This is a genomic window from Agarivorans sp. B2Z047 (assembly GCF_023373605.1).
GTDB classification, from domain to species: Bacteria; Pseudomonadota; Gammaproteobacteria; order Enterobacterales; family Celerinatantimonadaceae; genus Agarivorans; species Agarivorans albus.
The window spans coordinates 3,133,871-3,160,425 of record NZ_CP088080.1 but is presented as its reverse complement, the minus strand read 5'-3'; the positions used below and the strand labels follow the sequence as shown (position 1 = coordinate 3,160,425).

The following is a 26,555-nucleotide window of genomic DNA, read 5'->3' as shown; positions in this document are numbered from 1 at the left end:
GTAACTATTGAACTGCATGGGTTTGATTAACCGAACATGCAGTTTAATATTCTTATATTAGACGTATAAAAGTGTTATCAACTGGTTTTTTATTTTTCAAAGTTACGCTACATACTCACACACATTGTGAGAATAAGTAACATGAAAAAAATTGTAAGCACTGACATATCCTTCCCATCTAAGAATTTAGAAACTAAAACTGTCGCTCTGCACGGAAATGAATTACAAAATTGTTTGTACAAGATCGCAAATGAACTTCCGCTTACGCTCGAGCGGCCTAGTTCTCTGATAGTCAAATTGAATGCTACCAAGATAACCAAAACCCAAACCAAAATTGATTTGGCATTAGAAGTGCCAGTTATCGATATTGCATTTGCCGAAGCGAACGGCCTACAAATAGTTACTAAGCTTATCGAAGATGATATTGAAATCAATGGATACCGATTTGTAGCGGACTTTATACGCATTCAACTTGAGTCATTTCTGAATCTGCATGAAATTAGAAATCGACAAAAAATTATCTTGACACTATACAAATTTTTTCAAATAGCATTAGGCGAAGAAGTGTTAGCTAGCGTATTTGGTCAATCTTTCAACAAAGAGTTTATAGCGAACCTAACTAGTATTTCTTTATCGACGATTTACAGAAATTGTAAAACAGGTGAAGAGAAGGGGGTTGATACTATCTTGCTGAGGTATTTGCTATGCCATGAAAATGCTCTTCGGGTATGTGTGGGCAAGTTATTTAATGTCGAACAATCAACTCTAGAAGCCACTGATGACTCCAAGCCAAAAGAACCTGCGGGCCCACCACTAGGTGAAATGCTTGATACAGCTAAACTAAAAGATGGTGAGGTGGCTAACGATGAATAATTGCCAGCACAAACTCCACACAGATTTAATACGTGAAGCTGTTTTTTTTACTATCGAAGTACTCCAAAACCGTACAAACCTATCCGGCACCGGTATGTTTGCAACTTCTTTGCTGACGGGACTAACGCTGCATCAATTAGATACTTTTAATTTAACGTTATGCGGCGGTGAGGCGGGACAGTCATTTGAGCTTCAAGTCGCAAACCAGCTTCCGGATTTAGGTATTGACTCGGACCTCCCGTATTTTATTCCCAGCGCCAAATCTGTGAGCTATTACCTGCCAGTATTGGTTGGCAGTCAGCTAAAACTAGATTTAAGGCAGAACTGGTCGGTAAATGAGCTAATGAAGGCTGCGAATCGAGTTTTAAAAGATGCTGGGCTTCTGCGTTTTGTCACGCCAACGCGGCTTGCTGTTGCCGTTAGACAAATGTTGTATCAAACAGGAGAGGGCATATTAGTTAAAGCGGGAAAGACGCATTCGCATTATTGTATCGAGTCTGTCGGTTTTTTTTATAAATCTCACCTCTTGGCCGTATTAGCCCTATTAGATTCCTGTTGTGTCTCTCTTGCTAGCGAACACGTTAAGCCAGCCCCTGCTATTGAAAATGGGTATAGTGGCAGCGATGGGATTGTAGCGATAGAGTCACTAAAAGATATCCTACAGCGCTGCGTTGATGACGTTTTATTTGCAAAAGAACAATATCAACAATGTACAAGTCATCGTCATTACCTTGTACTTCATAATGCTTATGCTCATTGGGTTTGTCTAATCTTTCATCTCAGCACATGCTCGCGTCATCTAATCAAGAAAGCACTGATGTTGAATGTCTATGATGCGCGTTACCAGATAATCAGTTTACCAAACAAAAAGTACGTTAAATCCTTTCGTCAATTGCCGGTCTGTTCGCTGTTGCGCACAGCGCTTCAGCAATACGTGTTACATCTAGAAGCTCGTGCTCATGTGCCTTTCATAAAGTTAGTGTTAAGCAGTCAACAACCGCTACTATTTAGCTATAACGACGTCGCTTCTCCATCTCTATTTACTATGAGAGAGCTTAATCAGCACTTATTTGATGGAAAGTCGGTGAACAGCGACTGGCCGCGAAAAACCATTATTAATTACCTATATCGGCAGTTTCCATCCCATGATGTTGCTGCGTTTGTAGACCATGACAATGTTGCTCATTGCCCAATGATTATTCAGAAAATAGCTAATGCTATTAATGCCTTACTGCTTAAACTGATCAATGAGTGAATATCATAAAAAATTCAATGAATGGGTAAATAGTCGGTTCTTAAGCCAAGAGCAGGAACACGCACTTATTGGCTTGAGTTTGGTTATTAATGGCGGGGTTTTGCGAGAGCCAGACTGGATAGCGTTGATGAACGAAATCCAAGGTAAAGCCGCCCCCGTTTATTGTGAACCATTTTTGTGGATAGAATATTGTCTATTGCCAGGGCAATTCAACTATCTTGCCAACGCATACAACCCGAGCCAGGGAGGCGTCGTGTTGCAGTGTAATTGGTTGGTGGATACATTAACCGGCTTGTTGCTGTCTAGGTACTATTCAAGCCAAATATATAGCGATAGGCCTCCGCTAACGTGGGCTCGATGTACACACCTACTGCAAATCGATGGCGTGACGTTTCAGCAAGTCGTTGAAGATGCTTTACTCAGTTGGACCACTATCCCAGATACGCCAATAACACATATTATACGGTCAACATTGATTGGAGTGATGCCGACGGTAGGACTTAATCATCAACGTTTTCGCGCTTATGTCAGCGGCAACCACAGCATGCCTTATAATGAAACCACCCTAGACAGTAACAATACAAAGAATTGGGCGAACTGCGACGATTACAACTTGCTAGTAAAACAACTGAAACCTTTAAACAAAGGGCAAGTCGCAAAGGCAGCAAAAATTGTCATGTGTTGGCTGGAAGGTGAGCACTCTTGGCCGGGTATGATGGTGGCCAGTTGGTGCCTAGCTAAGCTTGAGAAAAAGAAAATCAATGTGCAATCCACCATACAGTATTTAGGCGAGGTTATCCCTACATTAACATTGCTGGTTGATAGAGGCCGCTTAGACGTAGATGAAGAATCACTGCAATCCCTAGGGGAAACGTTAGCGAAAGATTTACCTAACATTTCAGCAGCTGATAGCGCAAAAAAAAGAACGCAGCAATTTATATTCGAATGTCTTGAAGGCGCAAGGTCAGGGTTTAGATTAGTGCATGTGGTGAGAGCAAGCTTAATTACCCCTGAAACCCAAATTCGAATTCTGCGTGCTCTAGCACAAAAGCCGGAGGTAGCGGCAATGGTTGCTTTAATGAGGCAGGCTGGAGTGCGCATTGGTGAAGTAGCTAAGCTACAAAGCCAGGATGTCGCGGTCAACACAGACTTCACTACACTCATCGATATCCGACATTGTCCTAAAACGACCAGTAGCCGAAGAACCTTTCTCGTTGATTGTCACGGATTGGCATTTGTTTGTGCGGTGTCCAGCCTGGTATCGTTAGCTGCGCCTAAAGATAGCGTATGGGGTGTACAACATAACCCTCATCAACTAGGCGTGCAGCGTTTATCTCAGTATCTTGCGAATTGTATTCAAGAGATTAGCAATGGTTACAACCAAGGAGCACATTGTATACGTCATACCAATATAAGTGAGCCAACGTTAGTCATATTTGCACCAGAGATTGCTCGCGAGTTGAATGTACCACAAAGGTCGTTACCCGAAGCCACTAGCGTTAGTCCGGATGGCCGCTATAAGCAATGCTCGGTGCAACTTGGCCATAAACATGTCGCGACTAGTGTGTTGAACTATACCCATACCTTCAATTTTGTTCATTGGCGCTGTGCCGAATCGTTGCTACAACCAATATCGAAACAAGCCGTTAGAAGGATTCTGGGTATTGACCGAATCAAACCAATGAAAGGGTTTAGGATCCAATCTTTGGTTACGCCTTCAAATCCGGCAATGATTAGCCCTACCAAGCTGAGAACCAACGTTATCGAGGCATTAAAATCATATTCTGAAGTTATATACCGCGCTTCTGGGCGGCCGTTTACTGAAAATCACGATGCTTTATCTAACCATCAAAATAGGCTTTTAACGTTGTGCCAGGTGCTGGGGCGAGGCTTTAAGAAAAGATGCAGTGCTAGTGAAGAATACCTCGACATTGAAAGTCGGGTTGGCGAGTTGTATCACCAATACCCCAACACTCTTAGGCAGAACGTTGCGGAATTAAAGTTAACTGAAGAGGACAAGAAATCTCTTCAGGCATGTCTGTTTAACTTATATACACTTACTGGGTATCGGGTGAATCAGTTGGCTAAAGTTGGGCTGTGTTTACTACGTGATTGTTTAACTAGCAAAAAGCATGTGTGGGTGTTTACTCAAAAACACAAACTTGAACAAGCGATCAAAATGCTAGAAGAACTGCTAGGGAATGAGCGAGTAAAAGTTACTATTTTAAGTGACGGTGAGGATATCGAATGTATTGGTCTACAGGAGTTTGAAACCCAAATTAAACATCAAAACCCAAGCAAACATATCTCTTACGAACTAAGCATTATCAGTCAATCAAAGCGCAATGCGTTGTCTACAATGCTGCTGATAATTCTAAATTGTCTTTAATCAACAGTTTGGTTCAGTAACGCTTAGCTACTTACAAAAGCATAGCCTCTGAGTAGTCAAAACCTTTCTAAAAAACTGCCACGGACGAAGCTATTTCGCTCAATTAACTTCCATACTCTTGCTTATTAATCGTCAGTGGCAAATACTGATATGTCATTTGTTTGTCACTGACAGGTCAGTATTTGAGGCCTCTCGCAGTTACAGCGTACCGTTAATTGAGAGTGCCAAATTAGGTCGTTGAAATTGTTAATAAAAATAATGGGTTAGGATTCTAGTTCAAATAGAAATCTTCAATAACCTACTATTGAGGTAGGCGGTGATGGACTATAACTTAACTAGCTGGCTGCTTCTTACTAGGTTTTTGGTTAAGTTTAGGATTCATTTCATCACGGCTGGTAACGGCCTGACAGTAGTTTAATGACCGAGTTCAATACTGGAGACGTCAGGGCAATGCTGCCTATACTGCTCGATACACGCAATGCGGCGGTATAGTGATATTAAATTGGGAAACTGCGATAAAGCGGCCCTGTCCGAATTCAGCACGCCTTAGCTGAATTCGGCATCAATTTTATATTGGATACCGTTATGCCTTCTAAATTTGTACACCTGCAACTGAAATCATTCGCCACTCGAAGAGTTTGTCTTACGAATCTAAAACCGCCACTTGGTTACTTCAAGATGGTTGGGAAGTACTGTTGCCGATAATAGATCATGGCTTGAAAACTGATGTAGTCAAGTCTGATGGACATTCGTTTTATCGTATTCAAGTGAAGTCTCTCGAAACAACATGGGTTGAAAACAAAGGGGAGATGCTCCAATTGATTTTGTGGTATATTTATCAGTTATATTACAAACAAGCATGACGCAAATTCGCCGAGAGGTGAAACTGCGCGATGGTATGGTAAGCGGATAGATGGAAGCTAAACTACTTGAGGTCAATGGTGTAGAATTGACCTTGTTGAAGAATTTCCCCACTCAATTAAGCATAGTGGTATTTGGCAGTGCATCGACACTTGGGTGGACAAACACCAAGCTAGTACCACATGTATACATAACCCCCCCATCTGATGGCTTTTTTGAATTTGATCTTGTAGGGACCCCCCCGAGTGGTGTTGCTGGTGAAATGATAACTCCTATTGTAATAAGTCATGTCATGACCGATATTCCAGCGGAGTTTAAAGGCGCAAGAGTTTATGCGTCACTCAATAGATTAGAGTCTGCTTTCACATAATTATTTGAGTTGCGTGGGATCTAAAGTTACTAGGGGCTTTAGAAAGTATAAAATCTGAAGTTAGAGTAATGGAAGGCGCTTATGGCTATGAGGAACTTGATTCATGAACATTATGTCGGGGATACGAAGGTAGAAAAATAGTGCAGTGAATTTGCCTACCTTTTTTAGTGGCTATTTCATCGCCATTATGTTGCTGAGAGTGTAGGTTTGTGACCTCCTGTCGATGAAAGCGTAACGGTAAACTCTCTTATCTGTAATCCCTTTTACACCAGACCAAGTTAATATCCTAGAACTTGAGCATAAGATTAAGCTAAAGCGATTCGAAGAGGATGACCTCATTCTAAAAAATAGTGCTTTCTCTTGATGCTGAACTCCATCAAAGGTATTCGCTATCTAGCAACTTGTAAAGAAAGCGAAAGTTTCGCTCGGTATTCATTGTAGTAACTACAGGTATCGGCACAAACATCCACCGACCCTAAAGCCTTAGCATGTGAGATCTAGCTGTGGCTCTGCGGCTGAAATGTCCCTGGTATCGTTATTGGCAACTTCAGGTTTTAAAGGTTACTAAATTAATGGAGAGTAAACAGTGGCAATAAAGATAATGATGGTCCACTTGTAGCCCTTCTTACCAGTAAATAGGGTTGTTAAGTGCTCCCGCACAGGTTGGTTTTCCATCTATCGGAAAAACTGTTTCACCTACCAGCGATTGTGCAATCCAACCTTCTGGGTATGACAATGTCAACGGAGGTAAGATAATCTCTTGACTAATGTGGGTAAAGCCAACTTTAGCGTAAAAGTTGATGTCGCCGTAGGTAATGACAGTAGTAACACCTTTAATTCTCAGTGTTTCTAGGCCAAAACGGATCAGCTCTTGACCAATACCTTGCCCATGATAGTCCGTTGAAACAGCAACTGGCGCTAACATAACGACGTTTTCATCGCTTGGAAAATATAATCTGGAGAAGATAATACTGCCGACAATACGCTTGTTATCATTCGTGGCAATAAACACATATAGGTCTTCCGCTTTTGCTGGATGACTAAGAAAGTCAGAGACAAGTTTAGCAAGTAATACTCCTTCGTCTTTACCTTCTGAGTCTGTGAATGTGTCTTTAAACAGTCTGACTAGGTTTTCTTTATGTTCCGGTTTGTATAATAAGTAGTCCATGTCATTTTCTCTATTTGTTCACTTTTAATATTGAATGCTGGTTGGTAAAGTTTTCCGCGGCACCTATTTGTCAATCACAGTTTCTTTCTCTATATCCAATAACATTTGAGAGCCGGGCATGATTGATGGTGGATTAAGAACGTTACACTATCAGTGGCGGCTAATAGTCGTGCCATGCCATAGTCTTAACGAGAAATGGTCGACGGCTTCATATTCTAATTCTTTGATTTGCTTGGCCTCACAGGAACAATTTGCAATCTGGGTAACTTGCTCAGAAAAAATTGTTTGGTTTGTTCATCGTGCGTGGCGATAAGCCAAACTAAATTACCTACCTTAATTTTGCTGTTATTTTTAAGCAGCCGTTTCCGCCCCAATTATTTAAGCTCAGGTATCAAGGAAAGCTCTTTGCCTGAAACCCCACAACGTTAATTAGTTCATTGATGCGCTATAACGCATTTTTCCTTTGACTCAAAGTTATCTTATTCTCGTATCATAGTGCTACTGAAAAATGTGAATTTCTGAAATACATACCAGTTCATTCTTTTGGTGGGGATGATATTGCTACTATATTAACTGTATATTGATGAACGTTCATGGATGATTCAATGTTGTTTGGAGTAAGTATGAAATTTATGTTTAGATTGATACCGTTAGCGCTATGCTCAGCGATTGTCGCACCCGTATCGGCAAAGTCGCCGGTTGATTATCAGTTTCCTAGAGAATGTTCTTATACTGAAGCAGGTTACCCTGTTCCGTTGTGTGGCGAGCCTTTAACCAAACATGAAATCGTTAAAAAGGTCGAGGGCGAGCATCGCCAATATTCTAAACATTTCATAGCGGGGCATGAAGCTATAGCGCCAGATGAAATGAGGATTACAACTATAGGTTCAGGTAACCCTCTCGTTCGAATGGGTCAAGCATCTACTAGTTGGTTAGTCGAGCTAGGTAATGGTGATAATTTTATTTTTGATATTGGTGGTGGTACTGTGCCAGCCCTTTGGAGCTTAGGCTTACCTCATGATTCCTTAGACAAAGTCTTTGTAACTCACCTACACCTTGACCACGTAGGTGGCATATTTAATTTGTGGGATTCTATGGGGTGGGGGAGAAACACCCCGCTTAAGGTGTGGGGCTCTTCTGGGCATACACCGGAGTTGGGGCTCAATCACTTTATTGGGCATGTAGAGCAGGCGGCTGCATGGCATCTGTTAAGCAAAACCGGTATAGCTGCTAGAGAGGGAATGCAGATAGAAGCTCATGAATTTGATTACGCAAAATTTAGCCCTAAACAACCTAAGCAGTTAGTATATGCTGAAAATGAAGTGAAAATATATGCATTCCCTGTTGATCATATTCTTGTTGGTTCTGTGGGTTACCGATTAGAGTGGAACGGTTTATCTATGGCCTTCACTGGCGATAGCGAACCAACCCGTCATGAGGCTGAAATGGCTAAAGGTGTCGATGTGTTTATTCATGAGCTTTTCATTGATGCTCCAACGTTTTCTAAGAAAAACAATATGCCTATAGAAGTGGCAGAAAAAGTGATAGATAAGCACACCTCTGCTCGTGAGTTGGGCAAAGTTTTTAACATAGCGCAGCCCGTCCTGGGAGTGGGGACTCATTTCTTCACTAATGACGACACTATTGATGCCGCATTTAAGGGGTTGGCGGAGACCTATTCTGGACCTGTCGCTATTGCGCAGGATTTAATGGTGATTAATGTGACTAAAGAACAAGTGGTAACTCGGATGGCGAGAACAGACCAATTGGTTTGGTCAACACCCTCTGCGCCTGATGCTACTCCGACATATGCTCCAGCGCCGACTGAGGGCTTAACCCCAGAGTGGGTATCTGATACGCGCTTATAAATAACGTATATGTACTCTGTAGTAACACCCTCTTTTGGGGGTGTTACTGGTTTATTTCATTTGAGCGTTTGCTAAAGGTGAAGGTTTTTATTTTGGGTTAAATTATTTGAAGTTTATTCAGCTTGAGCAAAAAAATGTTGTAGCATTTGATGCAAAAATTGATTTAACGGATACCCTCTTCTAGTTTGCAAATATGCGCCAATAATGTCCACCTTGCTATGATGTTTTGTTAACTGAGGAAGTGAGTAAACACTTAGTTCTTTATCTAGATTGCTAATGTAGCTGCTAGAGTAGCAGATGGCATTGCTATTTCTTAAAGTGTATAAGGCAGCTTTCAAACTATGTGTTTTTAATATGACTTTCGCCTCGAATCCCTTGGATTTATAGAGGTCATGTAGGGCACTTTTTTTATAATTTATATCGGGCAAGTAAAGCTGAACAATTGGCAGTGAGTGAAGGGAGTCCCAATTACTGCTTTGACTTAGAATAGGATGGTCTTTCCTCGCGACAACTCCCATCTCTACTTGTTTTATTGTTCGAGTGTACACATCTTGCGGAAATACGTAATTTGATACTTGAATTACATAATCTATTTTCCCTTTCAGTAACTCACTTAGTGATTGGGCTTGCCAGTAGTCTAACTCAAATGTGGCATTAGGTAGTAAGCTTGATAGTTCTTGAATTAACCGCTCCGCAAATACCTCCAATAAATAGGTATTTACGGCTAAGGATACCTTGCCTGTAAACTGTTGAGGGGTGAAGCGACTATATGATTCTATCACCTTAGAAATTGGAGTTAGCATTTCATCTGCAGCTTCTGCTAGCTTTATTGCTAGCTCTGAGGGCTCAATGCTGTGGGCCTTTCGTAAAAAGAGTTGTTCACCAAAGGTGTCTCGTAGCTTACTTACTCCTCGGCTAACGGTGGGTTGGGATATACCTAGTATTTCTGCTGCTTTATGGGTGTTTTGAGTCTCTACGACAACCTTTAGCAGTTTCATTAGGTTCAAGTCCAAATTTGTTAGCTGGTCACCCATTCGTTTTGCCACCTCTGTTAAGTCCAAGATTAGTTGACAGTTTACCTGTTAATCCCAGTTTAAATTACATAATAATTCAACATTCAAGTTGAGCGTTACTAGTTAATGCTGTTTACTAATACTAGGATAGTAATATTGGCTGGACTAGTTGAGATAACATTAATTTAGTTAAGAGGAAGAGTTTACCTTGATAAGCTGCAGAGCCTCCTCTATTTAAGCCCAAGTTCAGTAAATTTATAAACCATCATCATATTAGCAAAAAATTGCTGATTGGAAAGTGTGTGGTTTGCTGGAACATTATGGTTACTTATGGCGCATTTTTTTGCTGTATGAAATAAACTTGTCGTAAGTCGGCGATTTTTGAGTAATTATGCAAACTAATATCACCTGTTTTTAACAGTCAATTATAGTGCTTACGTGTTCGGATTTAAGTGGGTTTCGTTGTCTATATTTTAATTTGGCCTTACGAACTTTAACTACTATCTAGTATGTTTGGTGCTACTTGCCTCCCGTTCTTCAGCGAAAATATACTTAACCTTCGCAAAGACTTCTTTTGCTATGTGTTCTAACCCCTTTGTTCTAAATTTTTAATTGTTTATGTAATTTAATATTTCATTTAAGTTAGAGTGAAAGCTTCTGCGAATTACGAGAGGGCTCGCTATTGTGAAATGGATGTTATTATAAAGCTTTGTAGGCATGCTCTCGCTTTTTTAATTTGTAATTGGTTTTGTTTTGTGAACTTGCACGCTAAAAAATAAATTGCTTAATGTTTATATGGAGCTTTTGATGGTTGTAAGGTCTTGTGTAATTTGTTAAGGCATAGTTGGCACTATGGCTATGTTGAAAAGAATATTTCTTCGAGGTTGGTCAATGAATTGATGTGGGCGCCTGTTGAGCGCTGAATGTTTAACTTGTTCTTATGTTTACTATTTATTCTATACTGTTTTTGTATGCTTATAATGTACTTGATGCTGGTGCTATATCTTATGATAAAACTGCACTTTTTTGTTATGGTTTAGTTGGTTTTTGGTTACTGAACTGTCCACACTCTATACTAAATAGCTTTTCTTTGAAAATAGTGGGTCTTAGTAATCAGTTGGTGCCTGTGAGTATCATGAAGTCGGTTATCTCTAGTTTACTTGCCTTAATAGCTTTCTGATCCTGAAGTTTTTTGGGTGTTATTTACATGTTTTTGTGTTTTTTGTGAGAAGTGACCGAGGAGTCTGTTTGGAGCGCTTTCTTCTCATTTGCCTATGCATATCGCCTAAATGAGTATTGAAGCGGCGCATGGTGTGTCTTACTTGAGGATTGATAAGCTTGTTAGTTGAAGGGGGGCTAGTTGCGTCAAATTCAAGTATGTATTGAATGTTCATTAAGTAAAGGCCTTCTAAAACAATTAGGAAAGTTGGATTCAAAAAGTTGTCGTTATAAATTACCCTTTAACTTAATTGGTTGTGGTGAAACCTCGTTGGGTGAAGTGAATGTGTGATTATTTAACTCTAAGGGGGGAGTATAAGTTTACCTAGGAGATGGTTTGTATAACCATCAAGTTGATATAGGGGGAGGCTTCTTTATTTCTTGTGACTTGGGTTTTTAGGTATTATATAAGTGCGTATGTAAAAACTTTTAATTAATTTGTTTGGTTTGGTGTGTCAGGGTGGTGGAACTCAGTCGGTTTATAAGAGTTTTTTTGACGCATGGGTATTGGCGATCGAAAATATCGATATTGGGAGGTGGTGCTACGGGCCTATTTAATATTTAGGATGGTGGCCTAGCCTTTATGTAAGCGATATTGGTTGATTGATTGTGACTTTGCTATGGTGGTTCAGATTAATTAAATTCATAAGCGTGACCCTAGATTCCCGCCTTCATGTCACCGATAGTGCATTGTTTTCAAATCGAATAAGTTTAGTTAATTCCTGAGCAAGGTTTTTTAAAGCTATTGCTGTATTTTTACTGATCAAATTAATTATAAATGATGTTGTTATTATTATAATGAATCATTTATCAATTAAAGGGCTAATTGTTTGAGTTGATTGAAATTATTCAGAAATACTCGTTTTTATTAATATCTCTGAGGTAGCCTAATTAAATATTCCTTGATCTATATCAATTTCCAAATGCTGCTCTTTTTATTATTGGTTCTATAACTTTATGGATAGGTAATAAATTAGTGGCTAGGAGTGCTATATGCATAAGGGATTGCGCGTATTATTATCGGGTTTTGTTGTTTTGGGGGTATTCTCTTGTGGGGATAGCAGTGAAACGGCCTCGATTGCGTTAGAGAATGATCTAGCGTTATACCTTCCAATGGAGGGAATATCTGGGGGGCGAGTTGAAGATCTTTCCCCTTATGGTAGGCATGCCGATGTTATTGGAGAATCACTGTCTTTTGAAGAAGGTGTATCCGGTAATGCTATATCGATAAAGGATTCATCTGCATATTTAAAATCGAATTTTTCTGGGTGGGAAACAGAAGCTTTTACGGTTTCTTTTTGGTTAAAGCCTAAAACATTTGAAAATTACAATAACAATATCGGCGCTGGTTGGGGACAGTTTGCTTTTCATTTGAATAAAGGGGGGAGCTATTATACCGGAACGTCTTCAGCAACAAAGATTCTTCCTGGAAAAATTCCCAATGAGGCAAGGCTTACGCTTGATGCTTGGTCACACATCGCTGTCACCTACTACGATGAAGGTGTTTCTGTTTATTTTAATGGCGAATTTGTTATCGACCAAACAGTCGAAGTGCCTAATAGTTGGACAGATTTTTTTGTGGGCAATGCGAAGCTCACTAGTAATATAAATGGTTTGGTAGATGAGCTTCGTGTTTACGAGCGCCAACTCGATGCTTCTGAAATTAAGTGGCTGTTTGATAACCCCGGAGGTGCTCCACCAAACAATGGCGAGGGCACTGTAAGTATCACCTTCCCATCTGCTCCAGAATCAAGCGCAAACGCGGTTATCACTGGTCAACTATACGCTAATGGGAGGTATCACCCTTTCACTGGTCGTTGGGGCGAAACTGTTGAAGTGACAGGGCTAGAAAGCGGACTCTATCAATTGACCGTCAATAGTCCGCATGAGTTTATGCCAAGGTTTATGCCTCAATTATTAAACCTAGAAGACTCTAATAGTGTTGCTGTTAGCGTAGAGTTTAGGGATGCCTTACCATTAGAGCAGATATCAACACTTGCCGGAATGAGCCTAGAGATATTTAATGATGGTATTTTTCAGCCCCGTCAGATGGTTGAAGGAGACGGCGTTATTTATGTTGGTTCGTCAGCTATACCTATAGATAGCGACCCCTCTGCGGGCATGATATACGCTATTCCTCTTGATGCTCACGAGGCTAAATATATCGTAGCTTCAGGTATGGAAGAGCCTCATGGCGTTGCTTATCGAGATGGTGTTCTGTATTACTCTACGGTTGGTGGTATTTATAAAATAGATAATATCGATGAGAATTATAAACACTTACCTGAACCTGTAAAAATATACACATACCCTGCAGATGGCTCTACTTTCCCCTTAGAGGATGATTTTAGATCTTGGCATCAAAAGCACCCTATTAAGTTCAATTCTTTTGATAAAGATGATGACGCTTTATACACCGCTATAGGGATCCCTTGCAACGTATGTGTCACACCTGATGAACGTTACGGTACGTTACTTAAAATAGACCTAGATACTCAAGAGGAAACAATATTAGCGCGTGGGATTCGTAATTCCGTTGGGTTTGATTGGCATCCTGTTACAGGGAAAATATGGTTTACAGACAATAATCGTCAGGGGATGATCAATCCTGATGAAATCAATTGGGTTGATGCAGAGGGTGAGCACTTTGGAGCACCATATGTATTTGGTCGGGACACTATCGGTATTTTAGAAAGTGAAGTAGAAGATGGGCCTCTTAGCCCAATTCCTCCGGGCAGCGTATTAACGGATATTCCGCTTGAAGACATTAACCCCCAAGATTATCGAGCTCCGGCGTTTGAAGTTGAGTCAAATAGTGCGCCTCTTGGTATCCATTTTTCCCCCATTTTCCCAACCAGTATCGAAAGTAATAGCCAACTACTATATGCAACTCACGGTAATGGGCATCGAGATATTCGTCCTGCTTTAGAAGTAAGGATGATAACTGTAAATGAATTTAATCAGGTATTACATGAAAGACCGTTAGCCACTGGTTGGATGCAAAACATCGATGAAGTTGAAGATTATACCTGTTTAACAGATGCATGTATTGGTCGCCCTATGGAGTTGTTAACGCTATCCGACGGTTCCGTGCTGGTCAGTGATGATAAAGCTGATGTCATATACCAACTTAGTTATGATGACAATGACATCGGCAGTACAAGCTTAACGCTGCTCGCTCCATCTATTCCTGATGATAGCCTACGGGAGACGATGATGTCTGGAGAGCTAATTGATAGCAATGGCATCATTTGGCCTATTTATTTGTCATGGGAAAGTCCCGATCTGGTTTTCTATGGTTTAGAAGATGGAAGTTATACTTTAAAACTAAACCGTTTAGCTAATTGGCAGCCACAGCCTGCTACTCAATCGGTATCTGTTGGAGGTAGCCACGGAAGTGCATCACTCACCTGGGACTATCAACAGGATGAAGGTAGTGGGGCGTTTGTTTTTCAGGCGCCAAGCAAACCTGAGCAGATTGATAGTGAGCAGGTAAAAGTTACGCTACAAACAGAAAGCCGATTTAATAATTCAACATATACTTCTTATCAAGAAGAAGTACTTTTAAATTGGGGCGAAGTGAAAACTGTCGAGGCCCCTTTCGGTGACTATAAACTTACATTTGGTTATCAGTACGGGGGCATTCCCGAGCCTTTGACTGAAGATTTGAGCTTAACAAGTCAAGAGCCTTCACATACTGTGACGTGGGCTTTTGATGTGCATGATAATGTTGGGGATACGATGCTCAACGGACCGTGTTCTAGTTGCCATGGCCAAAACAGCGAGGGGTTAGGGACTGAAGACGTAGCGAATAAGTGGTTTGATAACGGGTTTGAGGCACTTAAAGGCTACATTGAGGGTATGCCGTTGCATTGTGATGATGTATGTTCTGACCAGGTGGGCATAGAACTATGGACAAATCGCTGGTTAGAATTTGACCCACCTCCTCTTGACGACCCTAAAGAGGGTGATGTGCCTGTTGCGAGTATCACTGAAGCGACAGTGGACGTAACCGTTATTGATCTTGCTTGGCTTTATAAAGAGGGCATGGAAGGTGTAACTAATCAGCAAGTTCAGCTCCGTTATAATGATTTAAAATGGTTAAAAGTAGAAGATGTTGATTTAGAGCAATTCTCACTGACCTTCAGTGCTGAGTATGGCGGGGAGATTGATTTAAGAATAGCCTCTTTTAATGATGATAATGAAGTTGCGTATTCAGATATAGTGACGGTAGAGGTGACAACGCTGCCAGCTAAGGACGTGTCAACAGAAGGATTAATATTACATTGGTCATTTGATACCCCAGACTATCTTATACTGACAGATGACTCCCACAATGATCGGGATGGTAATGTCTCTGAAATGATATTCAGACAAGAGGGTGGGCCTTCAGACAGTTTTGGTGGTGTGGATAGTCAGTTAGTTTCTGATTTCGGTGAGGCGGTGGAGTTAGATAAAGGTTTTACTGTTTCCTATTGGATTTACCCTCATTCAAGTCATTTACATAACCAGTACAAACTTGGTGAGGATGATTGGGGCTCATTTTTTGCGCAAGGTCGTAATGAGTCTCAAATGATCATAGGAGTCACTGGTTCTGGTAGTCGGTTCGAGACTGAAGTGGGAACGTTTATTTTGAATGAATGGCAGCACTTTGTGTATAGACGAGAGGCTGATGGGGAGGCAACTCTTTATAGAAATGGGGTCGCTATAGAAAGTGGTACGCATCGTGCTACGCCAGAGCCATTGACGAGTTTTCAATTCTTTAGAACTGAAGCTGACTTAGACGAAGTTAGGGTTTATACCCGCGCGCTTAGTCATTCAGAAATACTGGCTTTGTATACAACTCCTGCAGTAGGAAAAATGCCGGAAAAAGCCATTGAGCCACCACCTGACCTTCCTCCTGGAGAAATCGGGGGTGAAGGCTTATGGGATATGCATAACTGTAGTAGTTGTCATGGCGATGATGGTAATGGCCAGGTTCCTATTCTGTCAGCATTAAGTCGCGACGATATTGAGGAATATATTGCTCGCACAATGCCACCCGCAAATATCAATGGTTGTGACATCGAATGTTCTAATGTGATGACGGAATGGATGAGGGATACATTTTTGGATCCCGATCTTCCTCCAACAGAGCCGCCTCCTGCGAGTGATTCGGCGTTGAACGTTGAAGTCCCTGATGACCGGGCGGGTCGTTTCTTTTACAAGGTTGCGCTAAATATAGCTAATCGACTTCCAACTGAAGAGGAGAAGGCGTTAATTGATGAAGAGGGGGCTAAGGTACTAAATAGCTTGGTTGACGATCTTGTTAATAGTGAGTATTTCTCGACTAGAATTATGACGATATATGATGACGCTTTACATTTCGTTGGTTTACCTAGCCCTCATGTCATGTCTCGTAACTTCTCTAGTACTCACGGCTTTTCAGATCGGGGTGATAGAGATTGGTATGCTTTAGCGGAACCTAGTGGGCCACTTCAAAATTATTTACGTGATCAAACCAAAGAGGCTATAGCTCAAGAAGCTGGTCGGCTGATAAAGCATGTTGTTGATAACAATTTGCCTTTTACTGAAATACTTACCGCGGACTATACCGTCATAAACTATTTTTCAGCTGAGCAATATGCTGTTGCCGGCAGTATGGAGTTTAATCGTTTAGATTACCCTGAATATGACGAATACCCATGGGATCCTGAAGATTATAAGGTGTTTAGATTTGGTATTGAGCATACTGGGGTACTTTCGACAGTGAGCTTCATGGGGTATTTCCCTACGACCAGTACTAACGTTAATCGGCAGCGTTCAACAGAATTTTATAAACTATTTGTTGATACCGATATTATGGGCTTTGGAGGTGACCGCCCAACAGATGAGGATTTAGCGGGAGAGAACCCGACATTAGAAAACCCTGCTTGTACAGGCTGCCATATCGTCATGGATCCCGTTGCGTCCGCTTTTAAACATTGGACGAAAGATCCTAGTGATAGTCGGGGCCCTGTATATTCGCAGGTTGTGACTCCAGATCTTTGGGATAGCTCTGGGATCTTACCGGTCGGGTTTAACGGAGAGGAAGCACCCTACTATACCGAGCAACCCCTTCGTTGGTTGGTGGAACGAGTTGTTGAAGATCCTAGATTTGCACGTTCTGTTGTGAAAGTGCTATTTGAAGGGATTACCGGTCACCCTTTACATCCACCTTTATCAAAAAATGAAGAGGAAACACAAGTACAGCATTACTACAGACAACAAATGGATATTGAAACTCTTAGTAAGTCATTTGTGAATTCGGGCTTTGATATCAGAGAATTAGCTAAAGAACTGATATTTAGCGAGTATACCTTAGGTACTGATAAGGTAGGGGGAAGTAGTCGATTGTTGTCACCTGATGATTTGAACCGTAAAGCAGAAGTGGTGCTTGGCAAACCATGGTCTCGTAGAGAAGATTATCAGTGGTTGAAATGGTCAGATCAAAAATTTGCCACTCTTTATGGCGGTGTTGACCATTATGAAGTTCTAACTCCACTCCATAACCTTAATGGGATCGGTGCTACTGTGCAAAATCAGTTCGCTCATGATATGGCGTGTCAAGCCGTTCCTTTAGACTTCTTTAGAGCGCCCGAACGAAGGTTCATGTTTGAGATGATTGAGCCTAACTTAGTTCTGACTACGGCTTTACGCTTTGATGCCTCTCTTGCTGAGCTTTCTGGGGAAGCGTCGTTAGCCAGTGGGCGTGAAAATGAATATGGTGAAGGTTACATTGTGCAGTCTAACACGTCGGGAGAAGCGTCTCGCGTTGATTGGAACGTGTCAGTAGGAGCTGAACAGGAATTTCACCTATTCATTAATTACTCCAATCAGAACAATGAAAGAAAAATGGTGCTACTAGTGAATGGTGAAGTGGTTGCCCCAAGCTTAGACTTTCCTATTACTGATAGTTGGAACGCATGGCGACAAACTGCATTGGTGAAAGTGAGCCTCAATGAAGGTGATAACACTGTTTCGCTAGTTAACGATGAAGACACGCGAGCTCCCCATATTGATTATTTAGGTTTGTATCCTATAAGTGAGTCTAGCTTGTTAACGCCTAGAAATATGCAACCACAAGCTGCGCGTACGGAGGTGGAGAGCTTAGTGAAACAAGTTATTAGTGATATGTATTATGGCCTTTATGGTGTTCCTGCTCATGCATACTCTAATGAGGTGCAAAGGGCCTATGATGTTTATTTGTATGCACTAGAAAACCTTAGCTCGGACAATAATGTAGATAGTGAATGTAGACCAGGGCAGTTTCAGGGCATGTTAGATTATGAAGATCGCGACGATGTTGAAAAGCCTTACTTAAAGGTTGACAGAGAGCACTATACCCGTGCTTGGATGGCTGTATTGACGTACTTATTAAGAGATCAGCGTTTTTACTATCATTAATTAAGGATGAGATATCATGGACAGAAGAGCATTCATTAAAGCACTAGCATTAACTGGAGTGGCCTTGAAATTCGCCCCTTTTAGTATGGCGGCAGGGAGTAGCTTAGGACAACGTAACTATATTTATATCTACGGACATGGTGGCTGGGATCCAACATCAATTTGTGATCCGAAAGGTGACATTTATTACGATGATGATGCGAATAGAGGGGTCATAAATAATTATCCTGTATCGTCGATAAAGCAAGCGGGGAATATTCGCTATGCACCTTTACTTGATCCTTCCTATACGGGGATTAATCATATGGAGGACTTTTTTAACAATCACTATGGAAATTTGAGGGTTTTCAATGGCGTTGACCACGGGACGAACAGTCACAGTATAGGAGTGTATACTTCTATGTCTGGGAGTCCTTCACCTGCTTACCCTGTGTTGCCAGCGTTTATAGCAGCAGAGTATAAAGAATTAGTGATGACGTATTACTTAGGTAGTGGGTATGGGCAAACTGGTGGCTTAGTTAATGCAACACGAATTAATAAAGTTGATGATTTATATAAGCTTGTTGAAAAGAGCCCGTATTTATCCGAAGACTTAACAGACTTCATAAATAATAAGCATGCGGAAAATATGGTTGATGTTGTTGAGGGGAGCTTACCTGGAGCAGAAAAAGAAGGCGTGTTGGAGTTTTTAGACGCACATGCTGGTAGTGATGAAATCGATTTACTATTAGATTACCTGCCAAATAACGTGTCAGATGGGACCATGGGACAGGTAGAAATCGCTGCAGCGGCTATAGCTGCAGGATTAACATGTACGGCACAAGTTCAAATCGGAGGCTTTGACACCCATGGAGATCATGATGTTCACCATAATAACGCACTCATGAGTTATTTTGAGGTGGCTAATTATATGATTTCAGAGCTTGAGCGATTGAATCTAGCGAGTAATACTACTTTGGTGTTTAGCTCGGATTTTGGTCGCACACCTTGGTATAACACCGACAATGGGAAAGATCATTGGCTTACAAGTAGTATGATGGTGTGGAGCAAGGAGATGGTAGGTAATAAAGTTATAGGGGCCACGAATAATAAGTTTTCTCCAATTCCAGTAAACCCAGAAACCTTAGAGTTAGATGAGTCATCAGGAGTTACACTCACGCCATCACATATACATAAAGCTATAAGGGATAGAGAAGGGCTTCTAGGGAGTTACAATGACAGGTTTTTTCCATTATCGGGTGAAGTATTAGATTTATTTGGTTAGCTGACTTGGGGTATGTTGTTAGGTTGATTTGTGGTGAGCGCTTCTGTGGCGAAAGGAAAGTAATGATGCGTCGCCGCCATCAATGCTAGGCTCATTCACACTTTAATTCGAAAACGATTTTTATGGATACTTATTATTGAGTTGCATGGTTAATAAGATGATTGTTAAGACCTAGAGTCAGTCGAACTTAGTAAAGCAATTGAGCTATATGCGGTGCTTAACTCGATATCAAGCATAAGAACCTTGTGACATGATTTCATGTTAGTTATCTGTTGTCGTTGCCTCTAAAGGTTTTGCTCATGGGCGAAACTTGGGAAGATTTACAGAACTAATAGAACGATTTGTTCATGCAGCTAGAATAGTAATGTGAAGAGGCGCTCCTGCGGAGCGATAATCTGGTTTGTAGCTTATTGACTTTAAGTGGCAAAGACCATTTAGCTTCATAGCCAATAAATTTGCTTGCGTCCCATCTGAGGGGGCGACCAATAATAGTTTAGTTTACTAATGTTGGCTTTGCCCACTTATACTCCCCATTTAACAGCACATCTTGAGGCTCATACATTCTTAGAGTATAGCTCCAACCTTCACCTATGTGTAAGCAATTGACTCGTCCATCTTCACACGCGCCAAAATGAATCGTTATCGAACCATCTGTATTCATTTCAGCATTTAGATTATTGATATTATTCAAGTTAACATCTTTGTACATATACCCTTTCTTGTCGTATACAGTATATGACCAGAATGCGTTAACAGGGAAGTCCTTGATAGTCACGCTATGTGGTGTTGAGCCATTATTTTGTTCGACAGTATTAATGTCCTACATTGCCGAAGCTTTTGGCATGCCCCCCAACCAGCAGCAATGCCAATTAAGTGTGCAATTGGTTCGACTTGTTCTGGAGTACCAAAGGCTAATTCAGCAGAAAAGCCTAATGTAGCAATAGTATTGATGCTGCTACGAATTGCTTCTACTTGATCTTTATTCCAATTTGGTAACTCCAAATCGCTTTGAATATATGGCGTATCAATTACTATTGCATCTTGAGCTTTATGGGCTAACTCTAAGTCTCGTACTCCGCCATTAACTAGTGTTCTAAAAGCTACAAATGCGTATCGACTTCCAATATCTTCTTTTCTTAAAACATACTCTCCTGGTTTTGCAAATGCGGTTGTGTAATGGTCTTGAGAAGTCACCATCATACTTTGATAATGCCAATCTACCTTGGGTAATGTAATAGTTGCTGGTGAAGATAAATCGATAACAATCGCTGAGTATATCGTATCTCTGTTCATACGAATAACCGGTTGTTGCTCAGGGGGAGTTGGTTGGCGAAGGTGAATTATTTCTCCGCCTTTTTTATCACCAAACATCACTAAGTTAGCCTTAATCATTATATCTGTTTCCGCGCGAATATAATTGCCTATATTGACGGGAATTACATCTTGTGCGAAAGCTGAAGCTGAAAAATAAGCGACTGCTGCAGAAAAACGTTTAGGTTTATTCATTAGTTAACGACCTCTAAAGTTGGTAAGGTCCACGTTCTATCAAAAAATGCAGTTTGAGGGCCATAAAGCCGCCAAATGACATTAAACTGCCCATCGGTTGGAATACAGTTTTCATAATTGTTATATCAGTCGGATCTAAAGTTTACTTCAGTTGAGCCATCAGCTTTATGGGCAGCGAATTCGCTGTTAGTATTGTGTGCACTTAAATCCATCAACCGACCATAGCCGTCGTATACGGTGACTGACCAAAAATGTTCAACAGGGGCATCGATTACTATTGCACGGTAATTCGTTGATGAATCTAAAAGTTCTCCATCAGAGTCGTGAGTTGATGCCAGATAGACAGCTTGATCTTCCGGCAAAGCACCTTGCCTGAGGCTACACCTATCGCTCGATAAAGCAAAGGTATGGAATTGGCATTAGCTCTGTAGCTAAATAGATCGGAAGAGTTCAACCCAGCTGCAGTTAACTTTACAATATGTTGCTGAATGTATTTTGAATACTCTTTTTCTTTAGTAAGCAATAAAGGTAAACGGTCTGTTCGACCACTTGTATTGACAGCTGTCATTTTCATTGATTTCTGGATAGCTTGTGCTTTGGGAAAGTCATCTTCACCGTTGACTAAAATGCGTACATAGACTGAAGCTGTATCTGTCGAAATTGGAATAAATTGTGTCACGATTAGGACGAACTATAAATTGGATATTATAGCCCGCCAACTCAGTTATATCCATAAATGTATCCCAACCCACCTGGTCTATAATGTGGTTTGCGGTAACGGCAATATCATGCGCAATGGCATTAAGTAGTTGCTGGTCTGTATAAACAGGATGATGTTGTCGGGTAGGCAGCAGATACACTAGATGTTATGCCTACAATACCAACAGCTGTAGCTAGTTTTAACTTATTCATATGATTGCTCCTATCATAATGCTAATAGATTTTATATGGTAAGATATCAATTCCAATTGGATGCGGGACTTATTTACTTCCTTTATAAGTTTCTATTTTAACCGGACTCAAATAGCTTTTAGGTATAACAGTTATTCAATACTGAATAACTTATGTACTGGTAAGGCCCAGATTTCTAATTGGTTTTTTGAATCTTGAAATACTATTAATTAAAATCGCAGTGGATATAAGGTCATTATTAGTGTGTTGGCGTTTTAGGTTGTAGGATAATACGCTGCGGTGGAAATTAGTTTGCTTTTCCTTTTTTTGTATTACTTAATAACCTTGTTGTCATAGCGCTACATCAGTAATTTCTATGGAATGTTACGAGCATATAGCGTCCGCTTATTGTCTTGACTCTCCTGAATAGCGCGTGTCCTTGGTCATATTTATAGCGAGGTTACACTTTCAACATGAAGAGTTTTAGGAGCGATACCAAACTATTTTACATTCTTCAAACTTTCCTTAGCTAGTTAGAGCAAGCCGCAGAGGATAAACGGTCACTTCGAAAACAATAGCCTTTACCCCGTATTGTTTTAATGCACTCTTTATCTACGCCAATCTGTAATAGTTTTTTACGTAGTCGGCTAAGCGCCAAGTCGATACTTCTAGTCCACCCATCATAAGAATAACCTTTAGTCACGAAAGATAGTTCGTCTCTATTCACTGCTTGACCTTCGTTCATCAAAATATAGTAAAGCATTTGAGCCTCTTGTAATTGAATCCTTATTGTCTTTCCTTGAAAACTACATTCATTAAGACTTAGATTAACCTGTAATCCGTTTACCGTTACCACTTTAGACGTTTCACTGTTTCTTTCCACCTTCGCAACTAACAAGCGTTCTACCCTGTTAAATAGGATCGGCACGCCCCGATTTTTTGTTATAAAGTCATCTCCTCCCATTGTTAGCACATCTAACTCCACAGATGCCTTAGCTTCAGAAGTATAAAAAACGACCGGGCAGGTGTGAAGGCGCCTTAGTTCGGAGAATAATTTGATACCTGACATTGTGGGCAAATTGATATCCAGAACTATACAGTCAGGTGGGGTACACACAGAGGAACGAATGGCTGCGCCAGAATCGAAGACGCATTCAACTATGTAGCCTCGGCTCTCGAAATACGAAGCGATTAATCGAGAAGAGAATAAGTCATCTTCCACTAGTAACAATCGTTTTGGCATATACGACCTATTATTGATAATTTTGTTTCAAATCCTGAAAAACATCCAAGCAAAAAAAGTCCATTTAAGTAGTTACTACTGAATAACTAGATCAACGGAATATTAATTCTATGCTCGTGTATGGCAATTGACCCCTTACACAGCTATTTCAAATACACAATACCCAATGGTAATTCTACTATATATAGTAGTTTAAAGTGGAGGAGTAAGCTCTAAAATTAATCAACAACTAGGCTCTGAGTTCTCGCTGGCATCTAACGACAATTACATAAAAATGCTCAGACGGCATGTTTATCAAACTTTTTTTGGGGGGGACACTGAAAATCTCTAGGAAAGTTATTTAGTATTCTATTTTTTATGCTGGTTAGTTCTGGTGCGACGATGACTGAAAAATGACTTATCCACTGAATGTCTAGATACAATCGAACATCAGAGACTAGGAGTGCGATATCTTTTTGTTTTTGTCGTTTGAGTGTATTGTTTTTAATTTTGAAATAAATCACTCTTTCTGGGTTTAACCAATGCATTCTAGTTATCTCTCTTTTAATTTCTTTTAAATTCCACATGCCTAAAGCTAAAAAAACTACTGTATGTCCTTTACCTGAGTCAATAATCTTATAAGTCCGACCATTCAACTGAATATTCGTCAACAGCTACCCTTAACCATTTGCGCCTGTATGACATGTCACAATAGCTGTTCCGCTGTCGGCCGGTGTATCCTAAATGTATCCTGCTGGCGACTCGTAATTGTTTATGAATTATACATTAGAGGTGTCATACAGTCTTGCTAAGGAGAACTCCATAAACAAACTAGGAGAACTATTGTACTAATAAACATCGTACTAAGAACTATCCTTTAACGGTATGCAATTACTAAATGTTTGATAACTTCGGTAGTTAGTATTTAATTTTTGAATTGAGTGTGGGGACACACTAATAAATTAACGATTGTTTTTCTAAATGTGGGGTTACACCGCAGATACAAGTTTGGTGGCTTTGGTAGTTTAGCATCAAACTTGCATAAACAATTGAATGTAATTCCTTTCAAAGTAAAGTTTGAGCATCCAATTGTGGGTATGGGGAGTTATTTGCGGGGAATAAGGTAGTTGAAACGGTATCTTGTGATTGTTTGTTCTGTATTTGTAATGTTTGATAGTTATGGTTGTTGTTATGACAGTAGTCAAGATCGGATTGAAGTTACGTTATTTAGTGGGGATAAAGGAGGTAATTCGGAACGCTTATGGTCACAAACGAAATTGCTGTTTGGCCTAGGGTTAGGTGCAGCAGGGGCCCTATATTTGATGCCGGAATCTGTAACCAATTGGGATAAGTCAGAGTTGGGAAAAGGGAATATGGCAAGGAACTGGCGGGACAATGTCAAGCAAGGGCCAGTTTGGGATAATGATCACTGGGCGATAAATTATATTGGGCATCCTTATTTTGGTGGAGTGTACTACCAAGTGGCAAGAAAAAGTGGTTATGATCAATTTAACTCTTTTTTGTATAGTGCTCTTATGAGTACATTCTATTGGGAATATGGCATAGAAGCTTTCGCCGAAGTCCCTTCTATTCAGGATTTAATAGTGACTCCCATAGGTGGTTGGTTATATGGGGAATGGGCGCATCATCAAGAGCTGAAAATAATTGAGGGTGGAGGTAAGGTTTTCGGTTCAGCTCTCGCAGGAAATATATCGCTATTTTTTTTAGACCCAGTGGATTCTATAGCTAAAGGTATGAATGCGATTAGCGGAAGTGAAATAGTTAATGCATCGGTTTATTTTAGAACATCCAGCCACGTTCGCATGCCTGCAGCGGTAAGGGACGATGACAAATTTTTAGGTGCAGTAATTCACTTCAGGTATTAGTTTGCTTCAATCGCTAACTTCTTCTATCGGCGGTCTGGGAGTGTAAAAAAAACCTGGTCTTGTGCTTATCCTTTGTGATGCTGGAATACAGTTGGCTTTACTCATGTTTTATGCTGCAGAACCTGTAGTGGCTGATGATCATAAAGGCTGGGATACCACTGTTGTATCGTGGTTGATGTTTGGCGCCCTGTGCGAGTTAAAGTTGGATATTGCTAGTCTTTCTGCGGGGATAGAACTCCTGACCTGCCTGTCACTTGCTCTTCCCTCTGTGTTTAGGGCTTTGGATTCTTAAATATCTTGTAGATTCTTTAATAACTATCGCTCAAAGGGCAGGTGTTTTTGATGTGTCTAGGTTCCTGTGTGCTTAAGCCTCTGTATTGTAAGTCTAGAACTTTTTGAGAGCGCTGTTTAATGGGTTTAGTTATATGGCGTTTGGGTACTTAACCGTGGAGCTTTGCGACAACCGCAGCAGGATGGCTTCGAATAGTGACCGGATTAACCGCTTCTTGTTTTACCTTTGCTGAATAGAGTGTTCCTTTGACCTTGATTTTATCTTTCTACAGCGAAGTTATATTTCTATTATTGACAGTCTTAGGTGCTATCAGGCCTAGTCCGTAGTGTCGAACTTGAGTTCATTTTATTGCAACCTTCAGTATATCGCTTCTTGTATGATACGTTTTTGATACACACGCCGCGGTGATTGGGCGTACATTTGTTGTGATTTTTAAATTCACTTTATTAAGGATATTTATGAACAAAAAGTGTTTAAGTTTAGGCTTTCTAGCTGCGTTGTTTACATCAGGTTCCGCGTTGGCTAACCAGCCCACAGCTGGTTTTCAGTGGGCCGGAGTTGTCCCTGAATACTCAGCTGGAGATAGTTGGTTCATTAAGAACGTTGGAGGGGTCGGGTTTAATGATGGTCTTGTTACTTTTTCGGTGGATGAAAGCGGAAGTGTAAAGCTTGTTAGCTCATCGGTAATAAGCTTTGATGTTGTATCTGTCGATGAAGAGGTGCCGGCAGACTCCTATGATTATGAGTTGTCGAGTTTCTACATGGCGGTCGATGGTGGTTTGTTGCAACCTGTTAATGAGGATGACGACGGCGTGGCTGTTGAAATTAACGGCAATAAAATGGCAGTCGGCGAAGACCCAGCGTCGCACAGCGGTATTAGTTCTGTGACTCTAGTTGCACAAGGATCGGAATTTAGCGGGAGTCCGGGAAGTGAAGTCGTATTACAACCGACAATTCTAATTACCAACCCGGCTGGAGCTCCAACTCCCGACGCTCTGTAAGATATATTGCTTAATTATCGGCAGCTGATTCTTTGTCAGCTGTCTTTTGATAT

The 26,555-nt window shown here is 40.7% G+C and carries 17 protein-coding genes; 9 read left to right on the top strand and 8 right to left on the bottom strand.

The genetic code is table 11. The features are described 5' to 3' along the window. The first annotated feature begins 141 nt into the window (after positions 1–141). The 4 genes from LQZ07_RS14465 to LQZ07_RS14445 all read left to right on the top strand — a co-directional run bounded on the left by LQZ07_RS14465 (position 142) and on the right by LQZ07_RS14445 (position 5,748). Positions 142–873 (top strand): hypothetical protein, encoded by a 732-nt coding sequence (locus LQZ07_RS14465; protein WP_152786313.1) that lies wholly within the window; start codon positions 142–144, stop codon positions 871–873. Then, positions 866–2,128 (top strand): hypothetical protein, encoded by a 1,263-nt coding sequence (locus tag LQZ07_RS14460; protein ID WP_152786311.1) that lies wholly within the window; start codon positions 866–868, stop codon positions 2,126–2,128. The genes LQZ07_RS14465 and LQZ07_RS14460 overlap by 8 nt, the downstream gene beginning before the upstream one ends. Then, on the top strand, positions 2,121–4,517 hold the full coding sequence (locus LQZ07_RS14455; RefSeq protein ID WP_152786309.1) for a hypothetical protein: 2,397 nt from the start codon (positions 2,121–2,123) through the stop codon (positions 4,515–4,517). Before LQZ07_RS14460 ends, LQZ07_RS14455 begins: the two co-directional genes overlap by 8 nt. 913 nt (positions 4,518–5,430) lie before the next feature. Further along, on the top strand, positions 5,431–5,748 hold the full coding sequence (locus LQZ07_RS14445; RefSeq protein ID WP_152786307.1) for a hypothetical protein: 318 nt from the start codon (positions 5,431–5,433) through the stop codon (positions 5,746–5,748). A gap of 625 nt (positions 5,749–6,373) precedes the next feature. Here the strand turns inward: LQZ07_RS14445 and LQZ07_RS14440 are convergent. Then, positions 6,374–6,916, bottom strand: coding sequence for a GNAT family N-acetyltransferase (locus LQZ07_RS14440; RefSeq protein WP_152786305.1), 543 nt, complete (start codon positions 6,914–6,916; stop codon positions 6,374–6,376). A 623-nt stretch (positions 6,917–7,539) separates the two neighbouring features. Between LQZ07_RS14440 and gntH the strand changes: the two genes are divergently transcribed. Beyond that, positions 7,540–8,784 (top strand): guanitoxin biosynthesis MBL fold metallo-hydrolase GntH, encoded by a 1,245-nt coding sequence (gene gntH / locus LQZ07_RS14435; protein WP_194164253.1) that lies wholly within the window; start codon positions 7,540–7,542, stop codon positions 8,782–8,784. Positions 8,785–8,897: 113 nt separating this feature from the next. On the opposite strand, the gene LQZ07_RS14430 is transcribed toward gntH, so the two are convergent. Beyond that, a complete protein-coding gene (locus LQZ07_RS14430; protein ID WP_227981715.1) occupies positions 8,898–9,782 on the bottom strand; it encodes a LysR family transcriptional regulator in 885 nt (294 codons plus the stop codon). A gap of 2,226 nt (positions 9,783–12,008) precedes the next feature. Between LQZ07_RS14430 and LQZ07_RS14425 the strand changes: the two genes are divergently transcribed. Both LQZ07_RS14425 and LQZ07_RS14420 read left to right on the top strand, forming a co-directional pair. After that, positions 12,009–18,440 carry a LamG-like jellyroll fold domain-containing protein gene (locus LQZ07_RS14425; protein ID WP_152786486.1) on the top strand — a complete coding sequence of 2,144 codons (6,432 nt, stop codon included), beginning with the start codon at positions 12,009–12,011 and terminating at the stop codon, positions 18,438–18,440. Between the two features lie 16 nt (positions 18,441–18,456). Next, positions 18,457–19,704, top strand: coding sequence for a DUF1501 domain-containing protein (locus LQZ07_RS14420; protein WP_152786488.1), 1,248 nt, complete (start codon positions 18,457–18,459; stop codon positions 19,702–19,704). Positions 19,705–20,197: 493 nt separating this feature from the next. Here LQZ07_RS14420 and LQZ07_RS24695 read toward each other — a convergent pair whose 3' ends face one another. From LQZ07_RS24695 to LQZ07_RS14400, 6 genes are all read right to left on the bottom strand, one after another. Beyond that, the gene (locus tag LQZ07_RS24695) at positions 20,198–20,479 is read right to left on the bottom strand and encodes a DUF1214 domain-containing protein (protein WP_368666402.1); all 282 of its coding nucleotides are present in this window, start codon (positions 20,477–20,479) and stop codon (positions 20,198–20,200) included. After that, a complete protein-coding gene (locus LQZ07_RS14415; RefSeq protein ID WP_152784571.1) occupies positions 20,476–21,210 on the bottom strand; it encodes a DUF1254 domain-containing protein in 735 nt (244 codons plus the stop codon). The genes LQZ07_RS24695 and LQZ07_RS14415 overlap by 4 nt, the downstream gene beginning before the upstream one ends. Before the next feature lie 125 nt (positions 21,211–21,335). Continuing rightward, entirely contained in the window at positions 21,336–21,572 is a 237-nt protein-coding gene (locus tag LQZ07_RS24690; RefSeq protein ID WP_152784573.1) for a DUF1214 domain-containing protein, read from the bottom strand. Beyond that, on the bottom strand, positions 21,512–21,889 hold the full coding sequence (locus LQZ07_RS14410) for a hypothetical protein (protein ID WP_194164202.1): 378 nt from the start codon (positions 21,887–21,889) through the stop codon (positions 21,512–21,514). The genes LQZ07_RS24690 and LQZ07_RS14410 overlap by 61 nt, the downstream gene beginning before the upstream one ends. A 741-nt stretch (positions 21,890–22,630) precedes the next feature. Further along, complete coding sequence (locus tag LQZ07_RS14405; RefSeq protein WP_152784575.1) at positions 22,631–23,344, bottom strand: response regulator transcription factor; 714 nt, start codon at positions 23,342–23,344, stop codon at positions 22,631–22,633. Between the two features lie 278 nt (positions 23,345–23,622). Then, entirely contained in the window at positions 23,623–23,994 is a 372-nt protein-coding gene (locus LQZ07_RS14400) for a hypothetical protein (RefSeq protein ID WP_152784577.1), read from the bottom strand. Between the two features lie 456 nt (positions 23,995–24,450). Between LQZ07_RS14400 and LQZ07_RS14395 the strand changes: the two genes are divergently transcribed. Both LQZ07_RS14395 and LQZ07_RS14390 read left to right on the top strand, forming a co-directional pair. Then, complete coding sequence (locus LQZ07_RS14395) at positions 24,451–25,209, top strand: DUF3943 domain-containing protein (RefSeq protein WP_227981556.1); 759 nt, start codon at positions 24,451–24,453, stop codon at positions 25,207–25,209. Between the two features lie 750 nt (positions 25,210–25,959). Then, the gene (locus LQZ07_RS14390) at positions 25,960–26,502 is read left to right on the top strand and encodes a hypothetical protein (protein ID WP_152784579.1); all 543 of its coding nucleotides are present in this window, start codon (positions 25,960–25,962) and stop codon (positions 26,500–26,502) included. Positions 26,503–26,555: the final 53 nt, after the last annotated feature.

Coding starts and splice junctions, on each gene's coding strand:
- LQZ07_RS14440 (WP_152786305.1), bottom strand. CDS start 6,916: ATGGACTACTTATTATACAAACCGGAACATAAAGAAAACCTAGTCAGA.
- LQZ07_RS14390 (WP_152784579.1), top strand. CDS start 25,960: ATGAACAAAAAGTGTTTAAGTTTAGGCTTTCTAGCTGCGTTGTTTACA.
- LQZ07_RS14445 (WP_152786307.1), top strand. CDS start 5,431: ATGGAAGCTAAACTACTTGAGGTCAATGGTGTAGAATTGACCTTGTTG.
- gntH (WP_194164253.1), top strand. CDS start 7,540: ATGAAATTTATGTTTAGATTGATACCGTTAGCGCTATGCTCAGCGATT.
- LQZ07_RS14415 (WP_152784571.1), bottom strand. CDS start 21,210: ATGAATAAACCTAAACGTTTTTCTGCAGCAGTCGCTTATTTTTCAGCT.
- LQZ07_RS14420 (WP_152786488.1), top strand. CDS start 18,457: ATGGACAGAAGAGCATTCATTAAAGCACTAGCATTAACTGGAGTGGCC.
- LQZ07_RS14455 (WP_152786309.1), top strand. CDS start 2,121: ATGAGTGAATATCATAAAAAATTCAATGAATGGGTAAATAGTCGGTTC.
- LQZ07_RS14460 (WP_152786311.1), top strand. CDS start 866: ATGAATAATTGCCAGCACAAACTCCACACAGATTTAATACGTGAAGCT.
- LQZ07_RS14405 (WP_152784575.1), bottom strand. CDS start 23,344: ATGCCAAAACGATTGTTACTAGTGGAAGATGACTTATTCTCTTCTCGA.
- LQZ07_RS14465 (WP_152786313.1), top strand. CDS start 142: ATGAAAAAAATTGTAAGCACTGACATATCCTTCCCATCTAAGAATTTA.
- LQZ07_RS14430 (WP_227981715.1), bottom strand. CDS start 9,782: ATGAAACTGCTAAAGGTTGTCGTAGAGACTCAAAACACCCATAAAGCA.
- LQZ07_RS14425 (WP_152786486.1), top strand. CDS start 12,009: ATGCATAAGGGATTGCGCGTATTATTATCGGGTTTTGTTGTTTTGGGG.